The sequence below is a fragment of the Streptomyces sp. NPDC038200 genome, assembly GCF_055600785.1.
Map to the genome: position 1 here is coordinate 67278 of NZ_JBVJYH010000023.1, position 26795 is coordinate 94072.

The 26795-nt window shown below is 71.9% G+C and carries 25 protein-coding genes; 11 read left to right on the forward strand and 14 right to left on the reverse strand.

The annotated features are described in order from the left end of the window. Positions 1-140 precede the first annotated feature (140 nt). A complete protein-coding gene (locus ACZ7KF_RS34740) occupies positions 141-749 on the reverse strand; it encodes a hypothetical protein (protein WP_471084246.1) in 609 nt (202 codons plus the stop codon). 102 nt (positions 750-851) lie between these two features. Between ACZ7KF_RS34740 and ACZ7KF_RS34745 the strand changes: the two genes are divergently transcribed. Beyond that, positions 852-1172 (forward strand): hypothetical protein, encoded by a 321-nt coding sequence (locus ACZ7KF_RS34745; RefSeq protein WP_471084249.1) that lies wholly within the window; start codon positions 852-854, stop codon positions 1170-1172. Between the two features lie 35 nt (positions 1173-1207). After that, a complete protein-coding gene (locus tag ACZ7KF_RS34750; protein WP_471084252.1) occupies positions 1208-1543 on the forward strand; it encodes a YnfA family protein in 336 nt (111 codons plus the stop codon). 87 nt (positions 1544-1630) lie between these two features. On the opposite strand, the gene ACZ7KF_RS34755 is transcribed toward ACZ7KF_RS34750, so the two are convergent. The 4 genes from ACZ7KF_RS34755 to ACZ7KF_RS34770 all read right to left on the reverse strand — a co-directional run bounded on the left by ACZ7KF_RS34755 (position 1631) and on the right by ACZ7KF_RS34770 (position 6785). Next, complete coding sequence (locus ACZ7KF_RS34755; RefSeq protein ID WP_471084255.1) at positions 1631-3727, reverse strand: SpoIIE family protein phosphatase; 2097 nt, start codon at positions 3725-3727, stop codon at positions 1631-1633. 312 nt (positions 3728-4039) lie between these two features. Further along, on the reverse strand, positions 4040-5191 hold the full coding sequence (locus tag ACZ7KF_RS34760; protein WP_471084258.1) for a PP2C family protein-serine/threonine phosphatase: 1152 nt from the start codon (positions 5189-5191) through the stop codon (positions 4040-4042). Positions 5192-5374: 183 nt separating this feature from the next. Beyond that, on the reverse strand, positions 5375-5779 hold the full coding sequence (locus tag ACZ7KF_RS34765; RefSeq protein ID WP_471084261.1) for a nuclear transport factor 2 family protein: 405 nt from the start codon (positions 5777-5779) through the stop codon (positions 5375-5377). Between the two features lie 43 nt (positions 5780-5822). Then, entirely contained in the window at positions 5823-6785 is a 963-nt protein-coding gene (locus ACZ7KF_RS34770; RefSeq protein WP_471084264.1) for a GlxA family transcriptional regulator, read from the reverse strand. Between the two features lie 202 nt (positions 6786-6987). Between ACZ7KF_RS34770 and ACZ7KF_RS34775 the strand changes: the two genes are divergently transcribed. Further along, positions 6988-7875 (forward strand): alpha/beta fold hydrolase, encoded by an 888-nt coding sequence (locus tag ACZ7KF_RS34775; RefSeq protein WP_471084267.1) that lies wholly within the window; start codon positions 6988-6990, stop codon positions 7873-7875. A gap of 12 nt (positions 7876-7887) precedes the next feature. Further along, positions 7888-8931, forward strand: a complete 1044-nt coding sequence (locus ACZ7KF_RS34780; protein WP_471084270.1) for an NAD(P)-dependent alcohol dehydrogenase — start codon at positions 7888-7890, stop codon at positions 8929-8931. Positions 8932-9067: 136 nt separating this feature from the next. Here the strand turns inward: ACZ7KF_RS34780 and ACZ7KF_RS34785 are convergent, their stop codons facing one another. After that, positions 9068-9415, reverse strand: a complete 348-nt coding sequence (locus tag ACZ7KF_RS34785) for a DUF1330 domain-containing protein (protein WP_471084435.1) — start codon at positions 9413-9415, stop codon at positions 9068-9070. A 193-nt stretch (positions 9416-9608) separates the two neighbouring features. Here ACZ7KF_RS34785 and ACZ7KF_RS34790 point away from each other — a divergent pair, with 193 nt between their 5' ends. Further along, positions 9609-10256 (forward strand): tetratricopeptide repeat protein, encoded by a 648-nt coding sequence (locus ACZ7KF_RS34790; RefSeq protein ID WP_471084273.1) that lies wholly within the window; start codon positions 9609-9611, stop codon positions 10254-10256. Between the two features lie 200 nt (positions 10257-10456). Here ACZ7KF_RS34790 and ACZ7KF_RS34795 read toward each other — a convergent pair whose 3' ends face one another. Both ACZ7KF_RS34795 and ACZ7KF_RS34800 read right to left on the reverse strand, forming a co-directional pair. Beyond that, positions 10457-11389 carry a RimK family alpha-L-glutamate ligase gene (locus ACZ7KF_RS34795; RefSeq protein WP_471084276.1) on the reverse strand — a complete coding sequence of 311 codons (933 nt, stop codon included), beginning with the start codon at positions 11387-11389 and terminating at the stop codon, positions 10457-10459. A gap of 232 nt (positions 11390-11621) precedes the next feature. Next, complete coding sequence (locus ACZ7KF_RS34800; RefSeq protein WP_471084279.1) at positions 11622-12182, reverse strand: DoxX family protein; 561 nt, start codon at positions 12180-12182, stop codon at positions 11622-11624. Between the two features lie 372 nt (positions 12183-12554). On the opposite strand from ACZ7KF_RS34800, the gene ACZ7KF_RS34805 reads away from it, so the two are divergent. Continuing rightward, positions 12555-13295: a class I SAM-dependent methyltransferase gene (locus tag ACZ7KF_RS34805; RefSeq protein ID WP_471084282.1), complete on the forward strand. Its 741-nt coding sequence runs from the start codon at positions 12555-12557 to the stop codon at positions 13293-13295. 148 nt (positions 13296-13443) lie between these two features. Here the strand turns inward: ACZ7KF_RS34805 and ACZ7KF_RS34810 are convergent, their stop codons facing one another. Then, complete coding sequence (locus ACZ7KF_RS34810) at positions 13444-13632, reverse strand: hypothetical protein (protein ID WP_471084285.1); 189 nt, start codon at positions 13630-13632, stop codon at positions 13444-13446. A 342-nt stretch (positions 13633-13974) separates the two neighbouring features. Here ACZ7KF_RS34810 and ACZ7KF_RS34815 point away from each other — a divergent pair, with 342 nt between their 5' ends. After that, positions 13975-14853, forward strand: coding sequence for a helix-turn-helix domain-containing protein (locus ACZ7KF_RS34815; RefSeq protein ID WP_471084288.1), 879 nt, complete (start codon positions 13975-13977; stop codon positions 14851-14853). Between the two features lie 123 nt (positions 14854-14976). Then, positions 14977-15750 carry a YqjF family protein gene (locus ACZ7KF_RS34820; protein WP_471084291.1) on the forward strand — a complete coding sequence of 258 codons (774 nt, stop codon included), beginning with the start codon at positions 14977-14979 and terminating at the stop codon, positions 15748-15750. A 50-nt stretch (positions 15751-15800) separates the two neighbouring features. Here ACZ7KF_RS34820 and ACZ7KF_RS34825 read toward each other — a convergent pair whose 3' ends face one another. Then, positions 15801-16385, reverse strand: a complete 585-nt coding sequence (locus ACZ7KF_RS34825) for a helix-turn-helix domain-containing protein (RefSeq protein WP_471084294.1) — start codon at positions 16383-16385, stop codon at positions 15801-15803. A gap of 116 nt (positions 16386-16501) precedes the next feature. On the opposite strand from ACZ7KF_RS34825, the gene ACZ7KF_RS34830 reads away from it, so the two are divergent. Further along, positions 16502-17338, forward strand: coding sequence for an EamA family transporter (locus ACZ7KF_RS34830; RefSeq protein WP_471084297.1), 837 nt, complete (start codon positions 16502-16504; stop codon positions 17336-17338). A gap of 79 nt (positions 17339-17417) precedes the next feature. Then, on the forward strand, positions 17418-18125 hold the full coding sequence (locus ACZ7KF_RS34835; protein ID WP_471084300.1) for a B3/B4 domain-containing protein: 708 nt from the start codon (positions 17418-17420) through the stop codon (positions 18123-18125). Positions 18126-18148: 23 nt separating this feature from the next. Here the strand turns inward: ACZ7KF_RS34835 and ACZ7KF_RS34840 are convergent, their stop codons facing one another. The 4 genes from ACZ7KF_RS34840 to ACZ7KF_RS34855 form a co-directional block, all read right to left on the reverse strand. Next, a complete protein-coding gene (locus tag ACZ7KF_RS34840; protein ID WP_471084302.1) occupies positions 18149-19189 on the reverse strand; it encodes a LacI family DNA-binding transcriptional regulator in 1041 nt (346 codons plus the stop codon). A 63-nt stretch (positions 19190-19252) separates the two neighbouring features. Next, positions 19253-21694 carry a glycoside hydrolase family 3 C-terminal domain-containing protein gene (locus tag ACZ7KF_RS34845; RefSeq protein ID WP_471084305.1) on the reverse strand — a complete coding sequence of 814 codons (2442 nt, stop codon included), beginning with the start codon at positions 21692-21694 and terminating at the stop codon, positions 19253-19255. A gap of 31 nt (positions 21695-21725) precedes the next feature. Further along, entirely contained in the window at positions 21726-23480 is a 1755-nt protein-coding gene (locus ACZ7KF_RS34850) for a discoidin domain-containing protein (RefSeq protein WP_471084308.1), read from the reverse strand. A 52-nt stretch (positions 23481-23532) separates the two neighbouring features. Beyond that, positions 23533-24606, reverse strand: coding sequence for a DUF1996 domain-containing protein (locus ACZ7KF_RS34855; RefSeq protein ID WP_471084311.1), 1074 nt, complete (start codon positions 24604-24606; stop codon positions 23533-23535). Between the two features lie 292 nt (positions 24607-24898). On the opposite strand from ACZ7KF_RS34855, the gene ACZ7KF_RS34860 reads away from it, so the two are divergent. After that, the gene (locus tag ACZ7KF_RS34860; RefSeq protein ID WP_471084314.1) at positions 24899-26692 is read left to right on the forward strand and encodes a coagulation factor 5/8 type domain-containing protein; all 1794 of its coding nucleotides are present in this window, start codon (positions 24899-24901) and stop codon (positions 26690-26692) included. The last annotated feature ends 103 nt before the right edge of the window (positions 26693-26795 follow it).

Below are 26795 nucleotides of genomic sequence, written 5' to 3' on the forward strand. Positions count from 1 at the left end.
CGGACAACATGATCAACCGGACGATATCGGCGCCAACCTCCCCTGTCCGCAGGGTCGTTCGAGAGGGTGATCCCGGCCGGCACCTCGACTTCCCCGTCCGTGCCCGGTCAGGGGGGGTGGTGCCGTCTCCGCCGGTCGCGTCAGGGAGCGGCAGGGGCTGACGCCTGTCCCCCGATGACAGTGACGCCCATGATCTGCTCGAGCCGGTTCAGCAGTGCTGCGGACAGCTCACCGCGAGCCTCGTCCGCCGCGTCGAGTGCGCCCCTCAACGCCTCGGCCCGGTCCGCGTCCAGCGGCTCTCCCCTGATCACCGCCACCCGGGTGAGGTTCGTCAGGTGGCCGAGCGCCGTCAGCACACGGAGCTGGTCCGGGCCGAACGGGCCGGAGGGAGCGGCGGGATAGCCGTAGCCGGTCTGCTGGATCCAGATGCCGTCGTGCAGGGCGTGATCCAGAGCGGACTGCGCGCTGTCCCGGGCAGTGGACACCGCTTCGTCGAATGCGGTGATCTCCACCAGGAGCCCGAGTTCGAGATCCTCGATGGTCCGCGCGAGCAGATCACGCCACGTGCGTGTCGTGGTACGCATGAGGATGATCCGGGTCGTCTCGGCCTCCCGGCGTGCCCGGCCCTCCGCCCTGCCCGCCTCCTTTCGCGCAGCCGCCGACAGACGCAAGGGCCCCCAGTAGGCGGCCGCAGCGGTGATGAGCGACCCACCGAGCGCACCCAGTAATCCGTACACCGTCTCGGACATGGCTTCGTTCTTCCCCCCGGAAGAGTGCCGTTATGCGCCTGTCCTATGAGGTTCGGTGATCGCCGGGGGTGCCGAGCGGGGCGTGCATCGCGCAGGACAGGCGTGGAGGCGTGCAACACCGCGAAGCAATTCGGCCTGCCGCGGGAGGAGATCGCCGAGCTGCTGAAGGTCCGTGACGGGGCCTGCGTGGACGTCAGGGCGCAACTGCGCTCGCGGCCGCGGGCGCGCATCGGCGATGCGGAGAAGCACATCGCCGACCTGGGCACGTTCGTCACGGTCACCGAGCCGGCGACTGCCGAGCAACAATGCTGTCCGTTCTACGATTTCCGCCGCCACCTCGATGGCCGCAGCCTTCATCCGGAGGTCCGCGCGCCCGCGGAAGGCGCCACCATGCTCGCCGAACTCTGCAGACCCACTCCCTGACCCGCCACTCGACCGAGAGAAGAGACCACACCGCCATGCTCGTCGCCCGATCCGTCGTCCTGTTTCTCGCCGCCGCGCTCTTCGAGATCGGCGGTGCGTGGCTGGTGTGGCAGGGCATCCGAGAACACAAGGGTGTCGTCTGGATCGGGCTGGGCGTCATCGCTCTCGGTGTCTACGGCTTCGTCGCCACGCTGCAGCCCGACGCGAACTTCGGCCGCGTCCTCGCCGCCTACGGCGGTGTCTTCGTCGCGGGCTCACTCGCCTGGGGCGTGATCGCCGACGGCTTCCGCCCGGACCGCTGGGACCTGACGGGAGCGGCCATCTGCCTCATCGGTATGGCCGTCATCATGTACGCGCCGCGTGGCCGGTGACACCGACGTGCCCCGCTGTCCCGGGCCCGGCGCAGATCAGTGTGAAGTCCGTCCGGCACCGGGGCCGGCCCGTCGGCCGGCCGGGTGTCACGGTTCGGGGCCGGCGGCGGTCGACCAGGGCTCCGCACGGGCGATGAGCAGGGCCACGTCGTCATGGTCGGCCGGGTGCCGGAGCTGCTGGAGCAACCGGTCGCAGGTCTCCTCCGTGGAGTGGTCCGGCCTGTTCAGGAGACGCAGGAGATCGTCCAGGCGCTCGTCGATGGGGTCGTTGCGGGTTTCGACCAGGCCGTCGGTGTAGAGGACCAGCCGATCGCCGGGTCTCAGGTCGAAGGTGGTCGTCTCGAAGGGGACGCCACCGACACCCAACGGGGTTCCGGTGGGCAGGTCGAGGAGTTCCGGTGCTCCGCCGGCCCGGATCAGGACCGGGGGCAGGTGGCCGGCGGAGGCCACCTGCAGGCGGGCCCGGTGCGGGTCGTAGATCGCGTACACACACGTGGCGATGAACGGGTCCAGGCCGAGGATGATCTTGTCGAGGTGCGTCAGGATCCTCGCGGGGTCGAGGTCGAGGTCGGCCAGGGTGGAGGTGGCGGTGCGCAGGCGCCCCATGGCGGTGGCCGCCGGGATGCCGCTGCCCATGACGTCGCCCACCGCGAGAGCGGTGCGGTCCCCCTCGAGCGGGATCACGTCGTACCAGTCCCCGCCGACCTCGCTGAACGCCTGGGCGGGCCGGTAGCGGGCGGCGACCTCGAGACCGGGGTGCCGGGGCGGGAGCTGGGGAAGCAGGCTTCGCTGGAGGGTCTCGGCGGCGCTGCGGATGTGCTCGTGCAGGACGGCGTTGTCGATGCTCAGAGCGGCGGTGGAAGCGAGTTCGCAGGCGAGGGCGAGGTCGTCGTGGTCGAACGGCAGGGGGTTGCGGGCGCGGGCCAGGCCCATCACGCCGATGACCTGATCCCGGGCGATGAGAGGGACCGCCATGTCCGTGTGCACGCCGGCCCGGGCGAGCAGGCGGGCGGCCGCGTCGTCGGCGGCGATCCGGGCATGGTCGCCCTTGTCCAGGTGGGTGATCAAGTGGGGCTTGCGGGTGCGGACGCAGTGGGCGGCCGGGTGGTCGGCGTGGTAGGTGGTGAGCCGGCCGGGCGGCACGATGGCTCCCGCGGCATCGGTGGGGTAGGCGGTCTTCACCGCCAGTGCGCGGAACAGCGCCGGGCCCTCGCCGATGTCCGTACGGCCCGTCTGCAGGACCGAGTCGAGGAGGTCCACCGAGACCATGTCGGCCAGGTCGGGGACGACGACGTCGGCCAGTTCCCGCGCGGTCCGCTCCACCTCCAGGGTGGTGCCGATGCGGGCCGATCCGTTGGCGATCAGGCGCAGGCGCTGCTGGGCCCGGTCGGCCTTGCGGGCTTCCCGGTACCGGTCGCTGACGTCCACCACCACGTTGGCGATGCCCAGCACGTTGGCGTGCTGGTCCTCCAGCCGGTACAGCGACACCGTCCAGGCGTGATCGCTTTCCGGGTCGGCGCGTGTGCGGCCCACCACCTGCTGCTCCACCACGGGGACGCCGGACTCCAGGACCCGCCGCATTGCGGCCGTCACGGCCTGGAAGGGCGCACTGGGCAGGATCTCGCCGAATCCGCGGCCGACGTGATCGGCCTCCGCGACGCCGTGCATCGACGCCAGCGCCGGGTTGACCACCACGTACCGCAGGTCGGTGTCCAGGATCGCCAGCCCGATCGGCGCCTGGGTCACCAGCCGGGTGGACAGGGCCACGCCCCGCTCCACCTGCCGGAGGGTGGTCCGGTCGGTGGCCAGCCCCAGGGCGTAGTGGTCGCCGAGGTGGTCGGTCAGCCGCATGTTGCGGAATTCGACCATCCGGGTGCTGCCGTCCTTGTGGCGAACCGGGAACGCGCCTGCCCAACCCCGGCCCGTCGCCATCACCTCGGCGAACAGCATGATCGCCGCGTCCTGGTGCTCCGGGTGCAGCAGCAGCGGTGCCGCGTACTGTCCGAGGGCCTCGCTGCCGGTGTAGCCGAAGAGCTTCTCGGCCTGCGGGCTCCACATGTCGATCCGGCCGTCCGCCTCCAGCAGTACCGCGGCGACGCCCAGCAGGTCCATCAAGCCACTCGGGCCGGAGGCAGCGTCCTCCGGCAGCACCGGATGCTCGGGACGTTGTTCCGCTGGGCTCATCACCGTGGCTCCTTCGACGTGCTGACCTCGACCGGAGTGCCGGCCTCCCGGCGAAGGTCAGCGGAGACGGCCTTCCTGCAGGTCAGCGACCCTCTCCACGATGCTCCACAGTACGTGGGAGGGCCAGGGGGACGCGCCGGGCAGGACGCCGGCCGCCGTCGGTCCGGCGGATGCCTCGGTGGCCGGTCCGGCCGTTCCCGTGCAGCCTCCTCGCTTTCGGGATATCCACCTTGCCTGTAGCCCTGACCCACCGCCACTGTTTGTCCGTCCCCCGTCAACCACCGCGGGGCGACGGAGCTCGCCGCCGGTGCGTCAGCCGGGGACCGGTCCCGCGCCGCGAGCCGACCCTCCGGCGTGAAAGCCCGCCCCGTGCCGATGGGGCCTGTGGGCGCTCTGTGTGCGGCACAGCGCGATGAGCGCCGCGTCGTCGTCGAGGCGTCCGCCGACGTGGTCGAGCAGGTCGCGGCGGATGTGGTGCACCAGTTCCTCGGGGCTCGTGCCGGCCCACCGGGCGGCCCGTTCCGTGAGCGGGTAGAAGGTGCCGCCGGCATCCCGGGCCTCGACGACGCCGTCGGTGTAGAGCAGGAGGGTGTCGTCGGGCTCGAAGGTGAACACGTCGACGGTGTACTCCGCGGGTGCCGGCCCGTGGATCCCGAGCGGGGGTGCGGGGTGCACCGGCACGGTGACGGCGCTGCCGGGACGGAGCAGCAGGGGCGGAGGATGGCCGCAGCTCAGGATCCGGGTGACATGGCCCTCGTCGGGGATCTCGACCAGCATCACGGTCGCGAACCGCTCCCCCGATTCGTCCTCGGGCACGAGGTCGGGGAGGTTGCGGGCCACGCTCCGTTCCAGGGCGGTGGCCAGCGCGGGCAGTGAGGTGTGGTGGTGGGCGGCTTCGCGGAAGGCTCCGATCAGCAGGGCGGCCTCGCCGATGGCGGACAGCCCCTTGCCGCGTACGTCGCCGATCATGACGCGCAGCCCGCCGTCGATGGGGGTCGCGGCGTACAGGTCGCCGCCGATCTGGGCCTCGGCTTCCGCGGCCAGATACAGACAGGCGATCTTCATGGGGCCGATCTGTTCCGGCAGGGGCCACAGCAGGACGTGCTGCGCGGCCTCCGCGACGAGGCGCACCTGAGCGAGCTGGCGCAGGCGGCGTTCGCGCACCACGCAGTAGAACACGGTCAGAGCCGACAGGACGGCCAGGGCGAGGAGCTGCACCAGCACGTTACGGGTGAACAGCACGCCGAAGTGCCACCCGATGTACGCCTGCGCCCCCACGGACAGGAACCCGACCAGCCCCGTGAGCCAGGCTCCGGCGAAGGAGACGGTGATCGCGGGGGCGATGACCAGCAGCGGGCCGAGATGGATGTCGGCGGGGACCAGTTGGTCCACCACCGTGATGACGAGGATCAGCACGATCGGGATCACCAGCAGCGCATGGCTCGACTGCCACGGCTGTCGCAAACCGGCAGCGGTTCGCCGGACGTCCACGTGTTCCACAGTGCACCCTCACCGGCAGGGCTGACGAGCGCACTCGTGCCACGGGACCGCCTCTCCGGGGCGGCGACGCCGGTGCCGACGGCCAGGGGCACCGGTCTCCGATCGGTCCGGCCGCCTCGGCGGGTCCGTGGACGCGCGCGGCGGCGCTCAGCCTTCCCCGGGGAAGACGTCGCCGTACATCGGCAGGCCGCTCAGGGACTGCTCCCGGGTTGCCTCCACCTCGATCACATCCCAGTGCTCCACCAGGATGCCGTTCTCCAGGCGCAGGAAGTCGACGGCGATCCAGGAGGCGGTCCGCCCGTGCCCCGAGAAGCGCCCCCGCACCATGACCATGTCCCCTTCCGCCATGATCAGCTCGTGCTCGTGCCGTACCTCCGCCGGGAGGCTTCTGACCAGGTCGAAGAGCCCCTCCCGGCCGGGCGCGATATGGGCGCTGTGCTGGATGCAGCCGGGCGACCAGAAGCGCTCGGCAGCGGCGTAGTCCCGCTGGTTGAACAGCGTGTCGAACGCCTCGCGGACGACGGCCTTGTTGCTCTCTTCGACGGCGCTCATGAGGTGATCGCCTTCTCTCTGCGCGGATCCCGGCCGGGCGGTGTCACGGCCGGCCCCCTGCCGCGGCTCCCCGCCGGAAGGCACGCCGGTAGGCGGTGGGTGTGGTGCCGAGAGAGTCGCGGAACCGGGCCCGGAGGTTGGTGCTCGTACCGAGTCCGCTCCGGGCCGCGATGTGTTCGATGCCGAGGTCGGTGACTTCCAGCAGTTCGCGGGCGTGGTTGACGCGGGCTGTGAGCAGCCACTGGTGGGGGGTGACACCGGTTTCCTGACGCCACATACGTACCAGGGTGCGGGTCGAGACGCGTGCGTGCCCGGCGAGGACCTGGAGGGTGAGGGCTTCGTCGAGGCGGCGCAGGGCCCACTCGCGGGTGTCGGCGAGTGTGTGAGCGGTGGGTTCCGGGAGGGACTGGGTGATGTACTGCGCCTGACCGCCGTCGCGGTGCGGTGCGGCGACCAGTTCGCGGGCGATGTCGTTGGCGACGGCGGCACCGAGGTCCTTGCGGACGATGTGCAGACACAGGTCGATGCCGGCGGTCACGCCCGCGGAGGTCAGCAGGGGATCGTCGTCGATGTAGAGGACGTCGCGGTCCACGCGGAGTTCCGGATGGAGCCGTTCCAGGTCGTCGGCGCTGGCCCAGTGCGTGGTCACGGTACGACCGTCGAGCAGCCCGGCCGCGGCGAGCGCGAAGGCGCCGGTACAGATGGAGGCGATACGGGCACCTCGGCGGTGGGCGAGCCTCAGGGCCGCCGTGACCTCCGGCGCCGGTGGCCGCTGGTACTCCCGGTAGCCGGGCACGATGATCGTGTCCGCTCGGGCGAGGGCCGGCAGTCCGGCCGTGACTCCGACCGTGAACCCCGTGCTGGTGAGGACGCTGCCCCGGGCCCCGCCGCAGACCGTGAGTTCGTACGGCGTGTCGGGCCGCGCGTCGAAGATCTGCGTGGGGATGCCGAGATCGAGGGGGATCACGTGGGGCAGGGCGAGTACCGCGACGCGATGAGGAGCCATGGCGGCAATGCTACGACCGTAACTTTCCGGACCCGCTCGGACAGCGGCATCGGCGCAGCGGTGCCATCGTGAGACGTGGAAACGACCGAGGCGGACCGGCGCGTCGCCGAGTGGACGGCTGCCGGACGCGTTGTCCCGAAACTTACGAGCAGTGGCATCCGAGCCTATGGTTGATCAAGCGAGACTGGCCGACGATCGTGCCATGAGCAGCGAATACCACGCCGCCGGTGCCCACGGCGGCCGCGACACGACGGCACGGCACCAGCCCCGGCAAGGACGCCCGGCACTCACGACGCCCCCCACTCCGGTCGGCCGGTACTTCACCGTCCGGGACGGGCGGGTCTACGGCCATGTGCGCGAGGGCGAGGGCCCGGCCCTGGTCTTTCTCCACTACTGGGGCGGCTCCCATCGCACCTGGCGCCCGGTCGTCGAGCATCTGCACCCCGCCCGGGCGTTCGTCGCGTACGACCATCGCGGCTGGGGCGAGTCCACCGACGTACCCGGCCCCTACGGCATCGAGCAGCTCGCCGACGACGCCGAGCGTGTCATCGAGGAACTGGGCTACGGCGAGTACGTGGTGGTGGGCCACTCGATGGGCGGAAAGGTGGCCCAGGTGCTCGCCTCACGCCGTCCCGCCGGGCTGAGGGGGGTGGTCCTCGTCGCGCCCGCGCCGCCGGCTCCGGTCGGTGTGACGCGCGAGTTCCAGGAGCGGTTGGCGCACGCCTACGACAGCGACGAGACCATCGGCCGGAGCATCGATCTGGTACTGACCAGCGGCGGGCTGTCCGCCGAGGCGCGCCGGCAGGTTCTCGAGGACAGCTCCCGGGCCGGCGAGGAGGCCCGCGCGGCGTGGCCGTGGCATGCGCTGGTCGAGGACTTCGCGGACCGGGTCGGCGCGATCGACGTGCCCGTTCTCGTGCTGGCCGGCGCCGAGGACAAGGTGGACCCACCGCAGGTCCTGCGCGCGCACCTGCTTCCCCTGCTGCCCACCGCCACCCTCACCGAACTGGGCGGCACCGGGCATCTGTCGCCCCTGGAGGTACCCGACCAAGTCGCCTCCCACCTCAGTACGTTCCTCGCCCTCCTCTAGGAGAAGCCCGCCATGACCACTGTCGCCGCGTACGCCGCGCCCGCCGCGAAGGCCCCGCTGGAGCGGACCACCATCGAGCGACGCGCGGTCGGCGAGTTCGACGTCCTGATCGACATCGAGTTCGTCGGCATCTGCCACTCCGACATCCACCAGGCCCGCGAGGGCTGGGGCGAGGCGATCTTCCCGATGGTCCCCGGCCACGAGATCGCGGGCGTCGTCGCCGAGGTCGGCCCCGGGGTCACGAAGTACCGGGTCGGCGACCGGGTGGGCGTCGGCTGCATGGTCGACTCCTGCCGCACGTGCGACAACTGCAGGGCCGGCCTCCAGCAGTACTGCACCGGCGGCGGCCCCGTCTGGACGTACAACTCCCTCGGGAAGGACGGGGAGCCGACGTACGGCGGCTACTCGGAGAAGATCGTGGTCGACGAGAACTTCGTCGTCCGCATCCCCGACGGCCTGTCCCTCGACGTGGCCGCGCCGCTGCTCTGCGCCGGCATCACCACGTACTCCCCGCTGCGCCACTGGAACGCCGGTCCCGGCAAGAAGGTCGCCGTCGTCGGCCTGGGCGGCCTCGGCCACATGGGCGTCAAGATCGCCCACGCCATGGGTGCCGACGTCACCGTCCTCTCCCAGTCCCTGCGCAAGAAGGACGACGGCCTGCGGCTGGGCGCCGACCACTACCACGCCACCGGCGACCCGAAGACCTTCGAGGAACTGGCGGGGACCTTCGACATCATCCTCAACACCGTGTCCGCCTCCCTCGACTTCGCGGCTTATCTGTCGCTGCTGCGCACCGACGGCACCATGGTGAACCTCGGTCTGCCGGAGGAACCGGTGCAGATCGCGCTCCAGTCGTTGTTCGGCAACCGGCGCAGCATGAGCAGTTCCGGTATCGGTGGCATCCCGGAGACCCAGGAGATGCTGGATTTCTGCGCCGAGCACGGGACGGGCGCCGAGATCGAGCTGATCGGCGCGGCCGAGATCAACGAGGCGTACGAGCGGGTGCAGGCGAGCGACGTCCGCTACCGCTTCGTGATCGACACGGCCACGATCTGACGTCGGCGGGTAGCCGTTGCGGTGGCCGGGCGGAGCGTCCCCAGCGGTGAGGCGACGGGAGGCGGCAGGGGCAGGCGAGCGGCGCCCGCGGGCCCGGCGAGCGCCGCGAGCGCCTCGGCCGGGCCGCACCTGCGCGCTACTCGGCGGTCAGCCCCGCCCGCATCGCCTTCGCGGTGGCGGCGGGGTCGTAGTCCTCGGGGACGCCCGGGACCAGGATGATGTCGCCGTCGATGTGCAGCGAACGCAGCGGTGCGATCTCCTGGTAGGCGGGCGAGTCCCACCAGGCCCGTGCCTCGGCCGTCGACGGGAAGGAGATCACCACGACGTGCCCGGGCCAACCACCCTCCAGCACCTCGTGTTGCGCGGCGTGCACGAGGAAGCGGCCGCCGTACGGCTCGAAGGTGGCGGTGATGCGCTCGATGTACTCGGCGATCTCCGGGTGCGGAGCGGCCTCCTGCAAGTGCCCTATGACGTAGGCGGACATCATGCTTCCTTCCGGTGGACCGGGCTGCTGACGCCGTTGATCGTGCCATGCCGGCGTACCGAGATCGATGACCCGACAGGTAATCTCCCCGCGTACGCGGGCAGTTGAGGGAGCACTGCCGGAAATTCGCGGCTTCGGACGGGAGTGCGAGATAACCTCGGCACCGCTGACGTCCGACAGGGAGAGGTGGGGCATGCGGGGGCAGGAGTGGGCCGAACACGCGGAAGAGCTGTTCGAGGCGGCGATGTTCGGCGGGGACACGTCCGCGCTGGACCGGTCCGACGACGTACTGGACGCGGTCGAGGCGCGGCTTTCCCTGGCGCGCGGGAAGGTCCTCCACGTCCGATTCCTGAACGACCGTGAGGAGGACGGCCGGGAACTGGTGCTGTTCGAACGCGCGGCCGAGTTGTACCGGCGTCTGGGAGACACGTCGGGGGAGGCGAACGCGTTGTTCTGGGTGGGCTGCTGGCATCAGGTGGTGAAGGGCGACGGTGCCGCCGGCACGCCGTACTTCGAGCGGTCGTACGCGCTGGCGCACTCCGTCGGCGACCGCTTGACGATGTCCTATGCGATACGCCACCTCGGCTTCGCGGAGAGGGAGGCGGGGCGGTTCGACGAGGCACGCGAGCGACTCACGGAATCGGTGACACTGCGCCGGGAGATCGGCTTCCGGCCGGGGGAAGCGGCCGGCCTGGTGGCGCTGGCCTACCTCGCCAACGAGACCGGCGATCCGTCCACTGCGCTCCGCCATCTCGACGCGGCCCGGTCGGTCGCCGAGAGCTGCGGCGCCAAGGCCGTGCTGGGCTGGATCGAGGAGGCCCGCGCCCTCGTCCAGTCCTAGGACCGGCTGCCGGAAGCCCCGGTCACCGACGCTCGCCGGGATCTGCGACCAGGCCGCCGTGACGGCCCGCGGGCAGCGACGGGCGGGGGTCCGTGCGCGCGTGCCGCGTCGGCGAGGGAGGGCCCCGGCTCGTAGGCGGTCGCGCACCACGGCACGGCCCCCTCGTGCCGGGCGGCGCCGGCCGGCGCCGCACCGCGCGGTCAGGGCGACAGACGACGGGCGATACAGGCCGTGATGGCGGGGATGACCGCGGTCATCTGCGGGCGCCAGCCCGGGACGGCGTTCACCTCGCACACGGTGTAGGTGTCCCCGGAGGCGAACAGCAGGTCCACCCCGGCGATGTCCAGGCCCAGGGCGCGAGCCGCTCGCACCGCCAGGTCCTCCGCCTGCGGATACCGGCCCGTGCAGAGGGCGGCGGAACCGCCCTTGGCGATGTTGGCGGTGAGGGTTCCGTTGCGGGACGTGTGCAGTACGGCGTCCACCGGTTCCCCGTCGACCACCACCACACGCAGGGCTCGGCCGTGCGAAGGGGCCACGTACTCCTGGAAGAGAAACGGCGTCTCCTGGGTGAGGCTGCCGGCCACCTCGCGCAGCAGACGCGGGTCGGAGGCGAGGAACACCTGTCCGCCCTTGGCGCCGCTGACGGACTTCACCACGCACGGGGTGCCCAGATGCGGGCTGCGGACGACGCCCTCCAAGGGGGCGGTGGCGTAGGAGAGGGTGTCGGGCACCGGCAGCCCGGCCAGGGCGAGCTCCTGCAGCTGCCAGACCTTGTTCCGCGACGCGAGCTGGGCGTCGACGGTGTTGACGAGGGTGCTGCCCATGCGGTCGAGATGCCGCAGCAACGTCACCTCGCGGTCGTTGTGCATGGGGCCGGCCACCTGGCGCACGCACACCACCCGGGGAGCCGGCAGCTCCGTGCCGCCCAGGGTGCGGAGCGTCAACCGCCCGTCCTGCACGCCGAAGAGCAACTCGTCGGTGTGCCAGACCGCGAAGCGGGGGCCGTGGGCCTCGGCGAGCGCCGCGGCCAGTTCCCCGGTGGAGCGGCGCAGCACGGCCGGCCGCTGCCGCACCAGCAGCCACACGTCGGCGGATGCCGGATTCCCCGGCGGGGAACAGTACTCAGCGGCCACTCCGGCTCCTCACCTCTGCGCCGCCCGCCGCTCGCGGGCCGTCGACGCGCTCAGTCTGTCAGCCCGGGTGCCGGATCGACGGTCGTGCGGGTGAGAGAGGGCGGGTGTGCGAGGGCGGGTGTCCCAGCCGACGATCACGGCCCCGATCGCCTCGGCGCGGACGGTGGACGAGGGCGGGTGTGCGAGGCGGGCGTGCGAGGTGATCGCTTCTGGAGGCCGAGCGTGATCGTGTCTAGAGGCTGAGGGTGATCGCGGCTCCTATGCCGCCCAGACCGAGGGCGACGGCAGCCGCCGCCCAGCCGCCCGAGCCCCAGCGGAAGAAGCGGTCGAGGGCCAGCCGGCCCGGGCCGATGGCGGCGACGGCCAGGGCGACGACGGTGATGCAGACGCTGTACTCCACACCACCGTCCACGTCCCACAGGCCATGGGCACCGGTGACCGTGGCCATCGCATTGATCATGACGCCGATCAGCGCGGCGGCCGCGAGCGGTGTCAGCAGTCCGAGGGCCAGGCCGAGACCGCCGAGCAGCTCGGACAGCCCCCCGATCACGGCGAAGAGTTTTCCCGGCCGGTAGCCCAGGGCCGCGAAGCCCTTGCCGGTCGCCGTCAGGCCGTCGCCTCCGAAGAGGCCGAAGAGCTTCTGCGAGCCGTGCGCGGCCATGAGCAGACCGAAGGTCAGCCGGATCAGCAGCAGACCGCAGTCGGCGGCCGTCGCGAGGGGCTCCGGGGTGGCGGATTGCTCTGCCGGTCGCGGAGAGCGGACAGAGCGGTTCAGGATGCGTTTGATCAACATGAGATTGCTCCGGTCGGAACGCCGGCACGGGCGTTTCCCCCAGCTCGGGCGGATGCCGAGCAACCGGTGACGGGCGAGCCCCGCCCGTGGCGTCGTGGAGCACGCCCCTACAGGCGATCCTTCCGTCGCGGGCGCTGTCGTGCATCTGGGCGGGGATCCGCGGGGCACGGCGCACCCGTCGCCCGCGAGGTCGCTCGGAGCCGCTGCCCGCCCCCACCGGCACCGTGCCGCGTCGACCGTCCGATTGCCGGACGCGCTGTCGGGGGAATCTCCCCGGCGCCGCGCACATCCCGGCGGCGTCGTGTGTCAGGCTGCCGACGAACGCCCCCGGACCCACCGGTCCGGGCCCCGCCAGTGCAGGAGGCAGCGCCTTTGATCGCCGACGACGGCCCTCTCGGCTGGGACACCTCCGCCGCGGCCGACGCCTACCGGGACCGCGACATGCGGCTGGCCGAGGGATTGATCTTTCCTGTCGTGCTGGAGCGGCTCGGCGGCGGCTCCGGCCCCCACCGGCTGGCCCTGGACGTCGGGTGCGGCACCGGCGCCGTGGCGGCGCGGCTCGCCGGAACCGGACAGTGGTCGGTCCAGGCTCTCGACCCCTCGGCGGACATACTGGGCATCGCCCGCGCCGACCGCCCGCACCCCCGTGTCTCCTACCGGCAGTTCGACGGCCGCACGCTGGACTGGCTCGCCGACGACAGCGTCGACGCCGCCGTGTGCTGCCTGGTGTACTGCACCGACCCCGACGACGGCCGGCTGGCCGGCCTCACGGCCGAGATCCGCCGCGTCCTGCGGCCCGGTGCCCCGTACCTGCTGGCCGATCTCAACCCGGCGGCGACCGGCGTGGCCTTCTCCACCCTGCGGCACGGCGAGCCCGATGCGGTCTACACCGACGGTGACACCGTGGCCACCCTGCTGCGGCTGCGCGACGGCACCACGATGACCAGCGCCACCTGCTACCGCTCCCTCGACCGGTACCGGTCCTTCCTCACCGAGGCCGGGTTCCCCTCCCCCACCGTGGACCTGCCCACGCTCGCGTACGACGGCCCCGCGGACGAGGCTCCGGCGGAGGCCGGTACCGCGCCGTACATGATCCTGACGACGCACGCCTGAGCCGAGCGGGTTCCGGGGACGCCTCGGCATCGCGGCTTCGGGGTGTGCGGTGCACGCGCACACCCCGAACGGGACGCTTACACGGGCGGTCCCTGCCCGGGCGTCGGCCACCCGCGGTGCGGGCCTGCCGTGGCGCCGTCACCGGAGGTCAGCGCCGGGACCGCCGGTGGGGCGACGCCGTGGTGAGGAGGCCCGCGAAGACCGCCGGCAGCAGCCACTCCTGCTGCGGGACGGCCACCTGGGCCGAGGGGGACATCACCAGCACGATGCCCAGCACCAGTGCGGCCACGAAGGCCACACTCGTACAAGGCAGGTCTATCCTGAAGTCGACGAGCACGAGGTTCTCCTTGTGTGTGAGCAGAAGGCCGCTCCCTGCTTCCGCCCAGAAGCACCAGGGGGCGGCCTTGGCTTTTGTCGTGAGGCCTCACCGAAAGCGGGCCTGGGGTGCGGTGATTCTTCGACAGGTCACATGGGGGCGGCTCCTTCCTCATGGCGGTGTGGCCGGTGCGGGCCACGCTCCGAGTCTGGGAGGCGGCCCGCGCTCGGACAACGGCTGGGAGACGCGCATAGAACACCTCGGACGAACGGGGACACTGCCAGACGCTGGCGTAGTCCTGTAGCAATGACGGACAATGACGGTCCATCAGAGGCATTCCGTGCCGTTTCACGGGGGTGGACCATGCCGGCCCAGCGGACGTCACCACAGCCGCCGGAGCCCCAACTCGCGTTTGCCGCCGAGTTGCGTGAGCTTCGACGGAGGACCTTCAGGAAACCGACCGAGGACGCGCTCGCCCGGAAGATGGAGTGCGGCCGCAGCACCGTCTCGGCGATCCTGAACGGCCGGCGGTTTCCGAGCTGGGAGCACACGGCGGCCTTCGTGGAGGCCTGCGGCGAGGATCCGTCCAGGTGGCGGGAGCGGTGGCTGCGGGCCGACCGGCAGATCGAGGAAGCCACGAAGGGCCTGCGCTCTCCGCACGTCCCGGCACCGGCCCTCGGCGGACCGGCCCTGCAGGGGGACGCCCTGCTGACGGCGTACTGGTACCGGGACAACCGGGAGTTCTACGAGGCGGCCTCCGACCGTGTCCGCCAGGCCCGCTCGGAGATCCGGGTCACGTACACGCGGCGCTACCCGCCCACCCAGTACACCACCCGGGCGTCCGCCGAATACTTCCGGACCATTCTGGACTGGGCGGGCCAGGACAGCGACGACGAGCGGAGCGTACGCCGCATCATCGGCATACCGGAACGCGACGGGCGCCCCGACCGGGACATGCTGGCCTGGGTCCGCCAGCACCACGAGGCCAGCAAGGACATCCTGAACTACGAGGCCAACGTGCTGCGCTGGACCGCGGCGGCGGACGGTCTGAACATGGCGCTGATCGACGACAGCGTGGTGTTCCTGGCATTCTCCGGGGGACCGCGTCAGAAGCTGAACGGCTTCAGCGTCGAGGACCCCACGTTCATGACCTACTTCGCCGCCTACTTCGAGCAGCTCTGGGCCAGCCTTCAGCCTCTCGGAACCTATCTCGGCGAGGTCGACGGCGTGGGCGCGCCGTGAGCCGCCGGGGCGTGCGGGTCGTGCCACCGGGGTGACGGACTCCTCGCCGCTCCTCGCCGGAGGCAGTGATCACGGAGGTGCGGCCGTGTTCCACCGGTCGCGGCGATATCGGATACTGAACCGATGCCGCAGCCGTCGCTCGACGTACACCCGGAACCCGTCTCGGCCGACCCGCCGCACGCCGCGCCGCGGCCCCTGCTCACCCAGTCGTGGCTCGATCTGGCCTTCCTCCACTGGGCCGCCGATCCGGCGGACGTCGCCCCGCTGCTGCCGGCCGGCACCCGTCCGGACACACTGGACGGGGTGACGTACATCGGGCTCGTCGCCTTCCGGATGCACCGCGTCGGCTGGCTCCGCCTGCCCGGCATCCCCTATCTCGGCTCCTTTCCCGAGACCAACGTCCGTCTGTACTCCGTGGACGCACAGGGCCGTCGTGGCGTGGTCTTCCGCTCCCTGGACGCGTCCCGGCTGATCCCCGTGGCCGTGGGGCGTGCCGTCTTCCGCCTGCCGTACGTCTGGTCACGGATGAGGGTCCGCCGGGAGGGCACCACGGTCGCCTACACCAGCAGCCGGCGCTGGCCCGGACCCCGTGGCCTGCGCAGCGACCTCGCGATACGGATCGGCGAGCGGGTCGAGGCGCCGACCGAACTCGAACACTTCCTGACCGCCCGCTGGGGCATGCACAGCGCCTTCTTCGGCCGGCCGGTGTTTCTGCCGAACTCGCATCCCCGCTGGCCCCTGCACCGTGCGGAGCTGCTGCACTGCGCGGAGGACCTCGTGACCGCGGCGGGACTGCCCGCGCCGCCGGGAGCGCCCGTCAGCGTGCTCTACTCGCCCGGAGTCCCGGTCCGGTTCACCCGCCCGCCCCGCACCCCGGCCGGGATCCCGACGCCCTGAGCCGCACGACCGGGGGCCGGGGTCCCGGACCCTCGCTCGCACCGCGGAGGTCAGGTGGTGGCGCCGGGGCCGGGCGGGAGGTGGACGGTCATGATCAGATGGCAGGGTTCGGTGCCCGCGCCGCGGTAGGTGTGCTGGGTGTCGCCGTCGAAGGTGGCGGTCTGCCCCGCTTCGACCGGGTGCTCGACGCCGTCGACGATCAGTGCCATCCGGCCCGAGGTGACACTGACGGTCTCCACCACGCCGCCCTGATGGGGGTGGCTGGGGTACTCCTCGCCCGGCTCCAGCTTCCAGCGCCAGACCTCGACGGGCGCCGGACCCGAGGTCGTCAGCATCAGCCGCGCCTCGCTGCCCCGCTCGCCGGTCCACAACGGTGTCAGGGCGTCGGCGGACACGATACGCACGCTGCCCTCGTCCTTGCCCTCCAGCAGGGCGGAGACCGAGACGCCGAGGGTGTCGGCCAGCCGGACCAGGGTGGCGAAGTTCGGGTTGCCCTGAGCCTTCTCCAGCCCCACCAGGGCCCCCTTGCTGACCTGGGCGCGCCGGCCGAGCTCGTCCAGGGACAGGCCCGCGCGGGTGCGGGCCGCCCGGACGTTGTGCGCGAGCGTCCGCAGGGCCGCCTCGGTCTCTGCCATCCGGTCACCTTCCTCGCCAGTGGACTACTGCAATGCACCGCACGGTCGTTTGGTTGACACAGGTCGGTCGGTCCGTTGTACGGTGCAGTCGTTCCATTGATAGTAAGGGATGTACCGTGATCGCTCTGCTGCTGGCCCTGGGCAGCTCCCTGGCCTACGGCTGTGCCGACTTCCTCGGCGGCCTCGGCGCCCGCAAGGCCCACGTCCTGCGCACCGTGCTGATCGCCGCGCCGGCCTCTCTCGGCGTCGAGCTGCTGCTGTGGCCGTTCCTCGGCGCCTCGTTCAGCGGCGGCGCTCTCGCCTGGGGCACGGCCTCCGGCGTCGCCTCGGCCGCCGCGTTCGCTCTGCTCTACCGCACCCTGGCCATCGGCCCGATGAACGTGCTCTCGCCCCTCACGGCGGTGGTGTCCGCGATGCTGCCGGTCGGCGCGGGACTGCTCCAGGGCGAGCGGCTGAGCGCCGCGGGGCTGGCCGGTCTGCCCCTCGCGCTGGTCGCGGTGGTGCTGGTCAGCGCCGGGCACGGCGCCGGATCGGCGCGCCCGTCGCGTACCGCGCTGCTGCTGGCCTTCGGGGCGGGCGCGGCCATCGCCCTTCAGCTGATCTTCCTGCACCAGGCGCCCGCCGACAGCGGTGTCGCCCCGCTGATCGTCGGCCGGGCCGTCTCCTCCGCCGTCACTCTGATCGCGGCCGGGCTGATGCACCGCAGGCTCGGTCCGGAGAAGCCCGCGTACGCGGTGTCGGCCACCGCCGGAGTGCTCGACTCGGTGGCGAACCTGCTGTTCCTGCTCGCCGCCCGCAGCGGCGACCTCGCCGTCGTGGCCGTGATCACCGCCCTCTACCCGGCCGGAACCGTCCTGCTCGCCCGCGGCGTCCTCGCCGAGCGCGTGCACCGCGGCCAGCTCGTCGGCCTGGGCGCCGCCGCGGTCGCGGTCGGCCTGCTCGCCCTCTCCTGAGCCCACCCCCGGCCTCCGCCGCCTCGACGCATCGGCCCCTGCAAGCCCTGAGCCCCCGAAACCCGAACGGACGCCGCCCATGACCGTGTTCCACCTCACGCCCGCCGTCGCGGACGCGTTCCCCGACACCCTGATCGCCGTGGTCACCGCCACCGCCCTGCGGGGGCAAGGCCCCTGGCCCGCCACCGCAGCCGCCGTGGACGACCTGGAACAGCAGCTCGCCGTCGGGACGTGGCGGCCCGCCGACGAGACGGACCCCCGCATCGAGGCGTGGCACACCGCCTACCGCTCCTTCGGCACCAATCCCCGCCGTGTCCGCCCCAGCGTCGACGCCCTCGGCCGCCGCCTCGCCAAGAAGGGGGCGCTGCCGCGGATCAACCCGGCCGTCGACTCGTACAACGCCGTCTCCGTCCGCCACGGTCTGCCCGCCGGCGCCTTCGACCTCGACCACGTCATCGGCGACGTCGAGATCCGCTACGCGCGGGGCGGCGAGGAGTTCACGCCGCTCGGCGAACCCGGCACCGTCGAGCGCCCCAAGCCCGGCGAGATCATCTACGCCGACGCCTCCGGTGTCCTGACCAGGCACTGGAACCACCGCGACGCCCACCGCACCCGTGTCACCGAGGACTCCACCCATGTGGCCTTCGTCCTCGAAACCCTCCGGGCCACGCACGACGGCCATCTCCTCAAGATCGCGGCGGAGGAGCTGCAGGGCCTGCTCATCCCGCGCGCCGAGCGGACCGCCGTGCACTACCTCGGCCCGGATCACCCCCACGCCGACGCCTGACGGCGCCCCGCGCCCGACCGTGGTCAGGCCGACTCGCGCGCGATCAGCTCGGGCTCGAACACGATGGAGGTCGGCTCGGTGCGCGCGCCCCGGATGTGTTCGTCGAGGAGTCGGGCCATCTCGGCGGCCATGTCCTCCACGGGCTGGCGCACGGTGGTGAGGTGGGGCCGCCGGCCGACGGCGACGGTGGAGTCGTCGAAGCCGACCACCGCCACGTCCTGGGGTATCCGCCGGCCGTGTTCCCGCAGCACCTGGCAGGCACCACGGGCCATCAGGTCGTTGGCCGCGAACACCCCGTCCAGATCGGGGTGTTCGGCGAGCAGGCCAGTCATGGCGGCGAGGCCGCTGTCCAGGGTGAAGCCGCCCTCGGCGACGGGCACGTAGGCAAGGCCCCGGCGGGCGAGGGTGTCGCGGAAGCCGGCCAGTCGCTCCTGGCTGGCGGCGACCGCCAACGGCCCGCAGATCGTGGCCGGTCTGCGGCAGCCCCGGGCGAGCAGCCGCTCGGCGGCGAGCCGGCCGCCGTCCCGGTGGGCCAGATCGACGTAGCTGAGCGGAACGGGACGGGTGGGTCGGGCGAAGAGGACCGCGGGCAGCCCCGCTTCGGCGAGCAGCGCGGGCAGCGGATCGTCGGCATGGCTGGAGACCACCAGCGCGCCGTCGGCCCGTCCCTGCCGCAGGTACGTCAGCACCTCCTGACGGGACGCGTCCGACTCGGCGAACATCAGCACCGGATGCACGGAGCGCGGCCTGAGGAAGCCGACGATCCCGGCCACCACCCGCCCGAAGAAGGGGTCCGCGAACACACGGGCCGCGAAGGCGGCCTGCGCCGCGTCGGACGCGTCCTCGGCGCCGGACACCACCAGCGCCACGGTCTCGGCGCGCCGGGTGACCAGGGAGCGGGCAGCCCGGTTGGGCGCGTATCCGGTGCGTTCGATGGCCTGCCGGACCAGCTCCTGGATCGCCGGGTCCACGTTGCGTACGCCGTTGACGACCCGGGAGACCGTCGCCCGTGAGACGCCGGCCTCCCGGGCGACATCCTCCAGGGTCGGGGCCTGTCTGCTCATGCCCGCACCCTAACGGCCCGGCGGCCTGCGGGGATAGAGCGCTCTCCGAGTGCGGTGCGGCTCTCAGGTCCCGTCGTCCACCTGGACGCGGAGGGTCAGGGGCAGTTCGTGCGCCGAGCGGCCGGCCCGCACCGCGTACGGTCCCGGCTCCGTACGCCGGCCGCCCGTCTCGACGTCCCAGTGGCTCAGTCCGCGGGCCGGGACGTGCACCTGTGCGACGACCGTCTCGCCGGGCTGTGCCCGCACCGCCGTCCATCCCGCGAGCCAGCGCTCGGGGTACTCGACGGCGCTGTCCCCCGCGCGGGAGAGGTAGACCTGGACGACCTCCCGGCCCGGGCGCGGTCCGGTGTTGCGCAGCCGCACACGGACGGTGAGGTCCTCGCCCGGCGCCGCTCGCGCGGGCCCGCACAGTTCCTCGTAGACCCAGGTGGTGTAGCCGAGTCCGTGCCCGAACCAGTAGGCGGGTGCGCGGCGCGCGCGCAACCACCCGCGGTGGCCGACGTGGATGCCTTCGTCATAGGCCAGGCGGCCGGCGTCCGGGCGGGTGCGGGTGACGGGGGCGTCGGTGAGGCGGGCCGGCCAGGTGGTGGGCAGCCGGCCGCCGGGCTCGGTCCGGCCCAGGAGGACGTCGGCCAGGCCGCCGCCCGCCTCCTGGCCGGGAAACCACGCCAGCAGGAGGGCGCCGACATCCTCTCGCCAGGGCATCTCCACCGGGCCACCGCTGTTGACGACGGCCACCGTGCGCGGGTTGGCCCGGGCGACGACACGGACCAGGGCGTCCTGGTCGGGTCCGAGCGTGAGGTGGGTGCGGTCGCGCCCCTCCGTCTCGTGCTGTTCGCCGGTGCCGACGACCACCACGGCCGCGTCCGCCTCGCGCGCCGCCCGGGACGCGGCCGCCAGCATCTCGGCGCGGCCGGGCCCGGACGGTCGGGCGCCGAGGACGGTGGCCCGGCCGGTGCCGGGGGCGAGTTCCCGGCGGGCGACGAGCAGCGGGGTGGTCCCGGCGGTCAGCCGGGCCGTGACGACCTGGGTGGGCGGGCACACGTGGATCACCGCCGGATCATCGGTGGTGTCGGCGAACTCGCCGTCCAGGAGGGACAGTCCGTCGAGGTGGAGGCTGAGGCGGCCGAATCCGGCGATGCCGAGGTGCCAGGCACCCGAGGCGCGGGGACGCAGTCGTGCGCTGATCTCCACGGTGTGCGCACCGGCCGGCAGCGGGGGCTCCAACTGGCGTCCGCTGTAGCGGTGTTCGGCATGCAGTTCGGTGCCGGAGGCGTCGAGGATGCGGAGCAGCACGCCGGGGGTGCCGGTGCGGGGGTCGTCGCCGAGGGCCGTGTCCAGGGGCGGGGGCGGGCCGTCCGCGGCGGGGCCGGGCACATGGACGACGCGTGCCCGGCCGCGCAGGCCCGCCCTGATGCCGTCCAGGATCGAGACCTCGTCCTGGGGGAAGACGCCGGCGCTGCCGCCGCCCTGGGTGCGGGTGCGGGCGGCCGGCGCGCCGATCACGGCGACGGTACCCAGGCGCGCGGGGTCCAGGGGCAGTACTCCCCGGTTGGCCAGCAGGACGGCTCCGGCCGCGACGGCCCGCCGGGCCAGGGCCCGCGCCTGCCGGGACGGCAGGCGCGGGCGGGCCGATCGGCGCGGCCTGCCGAGCACACCGCACCAGGCGGCCAGCCGCAGCAGCCGGCGCACCTTGTCGTCCAGGGCCGACTCCTCCACCTCGCCCGCCTCCACGGCCTGGGCCAGGCGCTCGCCCCATTCGTCCGCGGGTCCCGGCATCAGCAGGTCCAGCCCGGCACGGGCGGTGTCATGGGTGCCGCGGACGGCGCCCCAGTCGGAGACCACGACGCCGTCGAATCCCCATTCGCTCTTCAGGGGTGTGGTGAGCAGCTCGTGGGCGGTCATGGTGGTGCCGTTCACCTGGTGGTATCCGGCCATCACCAGCCGGACGCCCGCTGCCACCGCCGCCTCGAACGGCGCCAGGTGGACGTCGCGGAGCGTGCGCTCGTCGATCCGTACGTCGACGGTGAGCCGTTGCGTCTCGGCGTCGTTCGCGACGAAGTGCTTGGCCGCCGCGGCGACGCCTTGGGTCTGGATGCCCCGGATCAGGGCGGCCCCCAGTCGGCCGGTCAGCACGGGGTCCTCGGAGAGGCACTCGAAGTGCCGCCCGGCCAGGGGGCTGCGGTGCAGGTTGAGATGGGGGGCGAGGACCACGTGCACGCCCTTGCGCCGGGCCTCCGAGGCGAGGAGGCCGCCGAGTTCCTCGAGCAGCTGTTCGTCCCAGGTGGCCGCCAGCGCGGAGGCCGAGGGCAGCAGCACGGAGGTGTCGCGCTCGTCCCAGGCCTCCCCGCGGACGCCCGCCGGGCCGTCCGACAGCACCAGTTCCCCCAGTTCCAGGTCGGGTTCGGCCGCCGTGCGCCAGGTGGTGGCGCCGGTGAGCAGCCGGACCTTGGCACGCAGGGTCAGTTTGTCGAGCAGCCGGTCGAGTTCGTCCTCGTCGGCCATCCCCACCTCCTCGGGTGTCGGTCGGTGGGCGTCAGCTGTAGACGCCGAACTCGTACAGCGAGTAGCCCCAGCCCGTGCCCCGGGCGGTGCCGTTGATGCGTACGTAGCGGCCGGTCCCGGTGACGTCGAAGTCGTCCACGCCGCCGTTGCCGTCCGTCACCGTGCGCACGGTCTGCCAGTTCTGGCCGTCGTCCGAGGTCTGCACGGTGTACGCCTTCGCGTACGAGGCCTCCCAGAGCAGCTGGACGTGCTTGAACGTGGTGCGGCTGCCGAGGTCGACCCGGATCCACTGCGGGTCGCTCCAGTCGCTGGCCCAGCGGGTGCCGAGGTCGCCGTCGACCGCGCTCGCGGCGGGGCACGGGCAGTCGCCGTAGCTCCCCTGGGAGGAGGAGGCGGTGGCCGGTTTGCGGAGGGCGATGTTCGTGCCGTTCACGGCGGGCGGGACGACCCTGACGGACCGGGTCTCGACGCCCACGTTGCCGTGTCCGTCCTTCACCTTCACGTACAGCTTCCAGACACCCGGGCGGTCGGGCGCGGTGACCTTGAGCCGGCCGCCGCCGAGGTCGGTGAAGGGCAGCGTGGTGAGGTTCTTGCCCTGGTCGATGTACATGCTGTTGTCGAGGACCTCGTAGCTGAGCGCGTCCCCGTCGGGGTCGGTGGCCTTGACGGCGAGGACCAGATCGCGGGCCGCCTGCACCTTGCCGGGATCGCCCTCGACGGTGAGGCCGGAGATGACGGGCGGGGTGTTGTCGTGCGAGGTGTCCCCGCCGTAGGCACGCTTCACCGCGTAGTACGACAGCCGCTTCTCCCCTGCGGGCAGCAGGTTGAACCAGATCCCGCCGAAGTCGTACTCCGTGCCGTAGTGGAACATCGTGGCTCCGAGCGCGACCCCGCGGTGCCCGGTGATGCAGCCCCAGGCGCGGGTGTACCCGTCGGCCTTGGCCCGGTCGCCCGGCTCCAGGGGCACGCCGTTGGCGTCGTCCGGCACCTCCCACTCACCGGCCGGGCCCGTCTCGGTGACGATGTACGGCTTGTTGTAACCGCCCTGCTCCCAGGCGGCCTTGACGTCACAGACCGCGTTGTAGGAGTTGACGGCGTACAGGTCGAGGTCGGGTGCGTTCTTCTTGAAGTACGGCCAGGCGCCGACCCAGGCGTCCGTGGAGGTGACCGGGTGGTCGGGGTCGACGGAGTGGATCTTCTTCGCGACGTCGTTCACGAAGGTGGTGTAGGCGTCGCGCTGCCGTTCCAGCTCGGTGCCGCTGTAGCAGTTCTGGAGTCCGAGGACCGATTCGTTGCCGACGTCCCACATCAGGACGCCGGGGTTGTCCTTGTACGTCTGGACCCACTTGGGGAACTCGTCGAGCATCTGGTTCTTGTAGGCGGTGTCGGTCACGTAGTTCACACAGCCGCCGCTGCCGGGCCCGCCGCCGGGCTGCAGCCAGAACCCGGCGACGACCTTGATGCCGTGCGCGGCGGCGGAGTCGAACAGCGGCTTGCTGCCGGCGTCGGTGCCCCAGGTGCGGATGGTGTTGACGCCCATGGACCGCAGATCGGGCAGGTACTTGTCGGCGTCGGCCACGGACGGGCCCCAGGTCAGTCCTTTGATCTGGTACGGCTGCCCGTTCACGGTCAGTTGCCAGTTGCCCTGGCTGCCGGTGACCTTGACGACGGTGCCGGCCGCGTGGGCCTGGGCGGCCGGCAGGGCGGTGAGGGCACCGACGGCCAGGACGCCGGCGGTGAGGGGCGCGGCGAGGCGGTGCCCGCGGGTGCGTGGTGGTGGGGTCATGGTGGGCCGGTTCTCCGTGTGGGGTGCGGGTGACGTGGGATGGGGGGCGCGGTCAGGGCAGGCGGTAGTCGGAGTTCAGTGCGGCACCGGCCTCGGGGTGGGTCTCGTCGTAGCCGCGTGCGTCGCACTGGAGTCCGCCGACGAGGCAGTGGTCGACGAGCGCCTTGAGCGTGCGGTCGTCCCAGGCGTTGAAGAAGTCGTAGTGGAAGCTGTGGCCCGGTCCGCTGGCCAGCCGCACCTTCGACATGTCTCCGTTGACGGGGAACGCCATCTTGAACTCGATCATCGGCAGCGCCACCGGGTGGTCGGCGGGGCAGACGTTGTCGTTGGTGCCCGGCTTGACCACGGGGTAGGCCATGTGACGCGCGTGGTCGGGGGTGTCGAGGTACTTTCCGTCCCAGCAACTGGGCGCCTGGAAGCGGATGTTGAGCTGGACGTCGGCCCGGTTCGGGCAGGTCGCGGGGAACTCGGTGTTGAAGTAGCTGTCGCCGCACTCCCAGCCCTCGACGAAGCCGGGGTGGTGGCGGAACTCGTCGGCGCTCTGCATCGGACTGCCGACGACGAACCTGAGGCCCTTGGGGAAGGGACGGACGCTGGTGTAGTCGGTGACGGCGGCCTTGTAGTAGATCACCTGCGGGCCGACGGGCAGGATCTGCTTGTCGCCGTTGTAGAGGGTCGGCATCCAGTAGCCGGACAGGTCACCGGGGGCCTTGCAGGTGGTGCCGCCCGCGCTCAGCGAGGCGGTCGTGCTGCGGGCGTCGGTGGTGGTGTTGCCCAGGAACGTGTGGTCGTGGGACGTGCCGGGCTGCTGCGGATAGACGATCGGGTCGTCCGGCCTGGTGTGGCTGACCGCGCAGTTGGCCTGGAACTCGTGGAAGTAGCGGTGCGGCGGGACCTGTGTGGAGGGGTTGACTCCGGTGACCGGCGGTACGGCGGGGATGTAGCCGTCGCCGTCGGGGTCTTCGGGCGAGGCGGCCGTCGACAGCGCCATGGTGTGGCCGGTGTGCACGGCTCCGCCGGTGGACGGGGGCGTCGTCGACGCGGCGACTCCGCCGAGACCGAGTGAGGTCAGCAGCAGGGCCGAGGTGACCAAGGCGCCCGAGAGGATCTTCGATCTCCGTGACATGGGGACTCCTCGGGGGGAGAGGGAGGTCGAACGGAGGTGGGAGAGCGCTCTCCCATCGCTGGAGTGTTGGCGCGGTGGCGGGAGAGTGTCAAGGGAAACGACCAAAGGATCAGTGAACGCGCGCCGCTCACTTCTCGAAGACGCAGTGGGTGAATTGACGGGAGATCAGGCGAGGGACCCCGGGAATTCGGTCGTACCTCTTGACTCATCGTTCACGCCAATGAAGCATCCACCGTCGAGAGAGCGCTCCCCCACCCCACTTCGTTCACTTCCTGAACAAGGAGAGCCGCGCATGCCTCCCTCCTCCCCCACCTCCCCCTCGTCGTCGTCCGTCGGCCGCAGGGCCGTGCTCGGCGCGGCGGCCGCCGCCGTGCCCGTGCTGGCGGGTGTGTCCACGCCGGCCCGGGCGGCCGGTTCCTCGCGGGGGTCCCTCCGCGCCCTGCCCGGCGGCGGCGACCTCGGCCCGAACGTCCTCGTCTTCGACCCCGCCACGCCCGGCATCCAGGCCAAGCTGGACCAGGTGTTCCACCAGCAGGAGTCGGCGCAGTTCGGCACCGGCCGCTACGCCCTGCTGTTCAAGCCGGGCACGTACAACGGCCTCAACGCCCAGATCGGCTTCTACACCTCCATCGCGGGCCTGGGCCTGTCCCCCGACGACACGACGATCAACGGTGACGTCACGGTCGACGCGGGCTGGTTCAACGGCAACGCCACGCAGAACTTCTGGCGTTCGGCGGAGAACCTGGCCCTGGTCCCCGTGAACGGCACCAACCGGTGGGCGGTGGCCCAGGCGGCGCCGTTCCGGCGGATGCACGTGCGCGGCGGACTCAACCTCGCCCCCTCGGGCTACGGCTGGGCGAGCGGCGGCTACATCGCGGACAGCCGGATCGACGGCCAGGTCGGACCGTACTCGCAGCAGCAGTGGTACACCCGCGACAGCGTCATCGGCAGCTGGCTCAACGGCGTGTGGAACATGGTGTTCTCCGGCGTCCAGGGCGCTCCGGCACAGAGCTTCCCCAACCCGCCGTACACCACTCTCGACACCACGCCCGTCTCCCGGGAGAAGCCGTTCCTCTACGTCAGCGGCAGCGAATTCCGTGTCTTCCTGCCGGAGAAGCGGACCGACGCCCGCGGGGTCTCCTGGGGCAACGGCACACCACGGGGCACGTCCCTGCCGCTGTCACAGTTCTACGTCGCGAAACCGGGCGTCAGCGCCGCGACCCTCAACCAGGCGCTGGCGCAGGGGCTGCACCTGCTGCTCACGCCGGGCATCTACCACGTCGACCAGCCGATACAGGTCAACCGTGCCAACACGGTGGTACTGGGCCTGGGGTACGCCACCCTGATACCCGACAACGGCACAACGGCTCTCAAGGTCGCCGATGTCGACGGGGTACGGCTCGCCGGGTTCCTCATCGACGCCGGGCCGGTCAACTCGTCGACGCTGCTGGAGGTCGGGCCGGCCGGCGCCTCGCAGGACCACTCCGCCAACCCGACCACCGTGCAGGACGTCTTCGTCCGCATCGGCGGCGCGGGTGCCGGCAAGGCGACCACCAGCATGGTGATCAACAGCCGGCACACCATCGTCGACCACACCTGGGTCTGGCGCGCCGACCACGGCACCGGCGTCGGCTGGGACACCAACCGCGCCGACTACGGCGTCGTGGTCAACGGCGACGACGTGCTCTGCACGGGCCTCTTCGTGGAGCACTTCAACAAGTACGACGTGCAGTGGAACGGCCAGCGGGGCCGCACGATCTTCTTCCAGAACGAGAAGGCCTACGACGCCCCGAACCAGGCCGCCGTCCAGAACGGCTCGGTCAAGGGGTACGCCGCCTACAAGGTCGGTGACAACGTCACCACGCACGAGGGCTGGGGCCTGGGCAGCTACTGCTACTACAACGTCGCCCCGTCGATCGTGCAGCACCACGGCTTCGCCGCGCCGAACCGGCCGGGCGTGAAGTTCCACAATCTGCTGGTGGTCTCGCTCGGCGGCAACGGCCAGTACGAGCACGTGATCAACGAGACGGGATCGCCGACGTCCGGCACGTCCACGACACCGTCCACGGTGGTGGCCTACCCCTGACGACTCGGCCCGCTCGGCCGTGCCGGGCGCCCGGCCGGCGTCGGTCCGGACCGCTCCGCCCCTCGCCCCCGCCCGGTGTCGTAGCGGCACCGAGCGGGTCGAG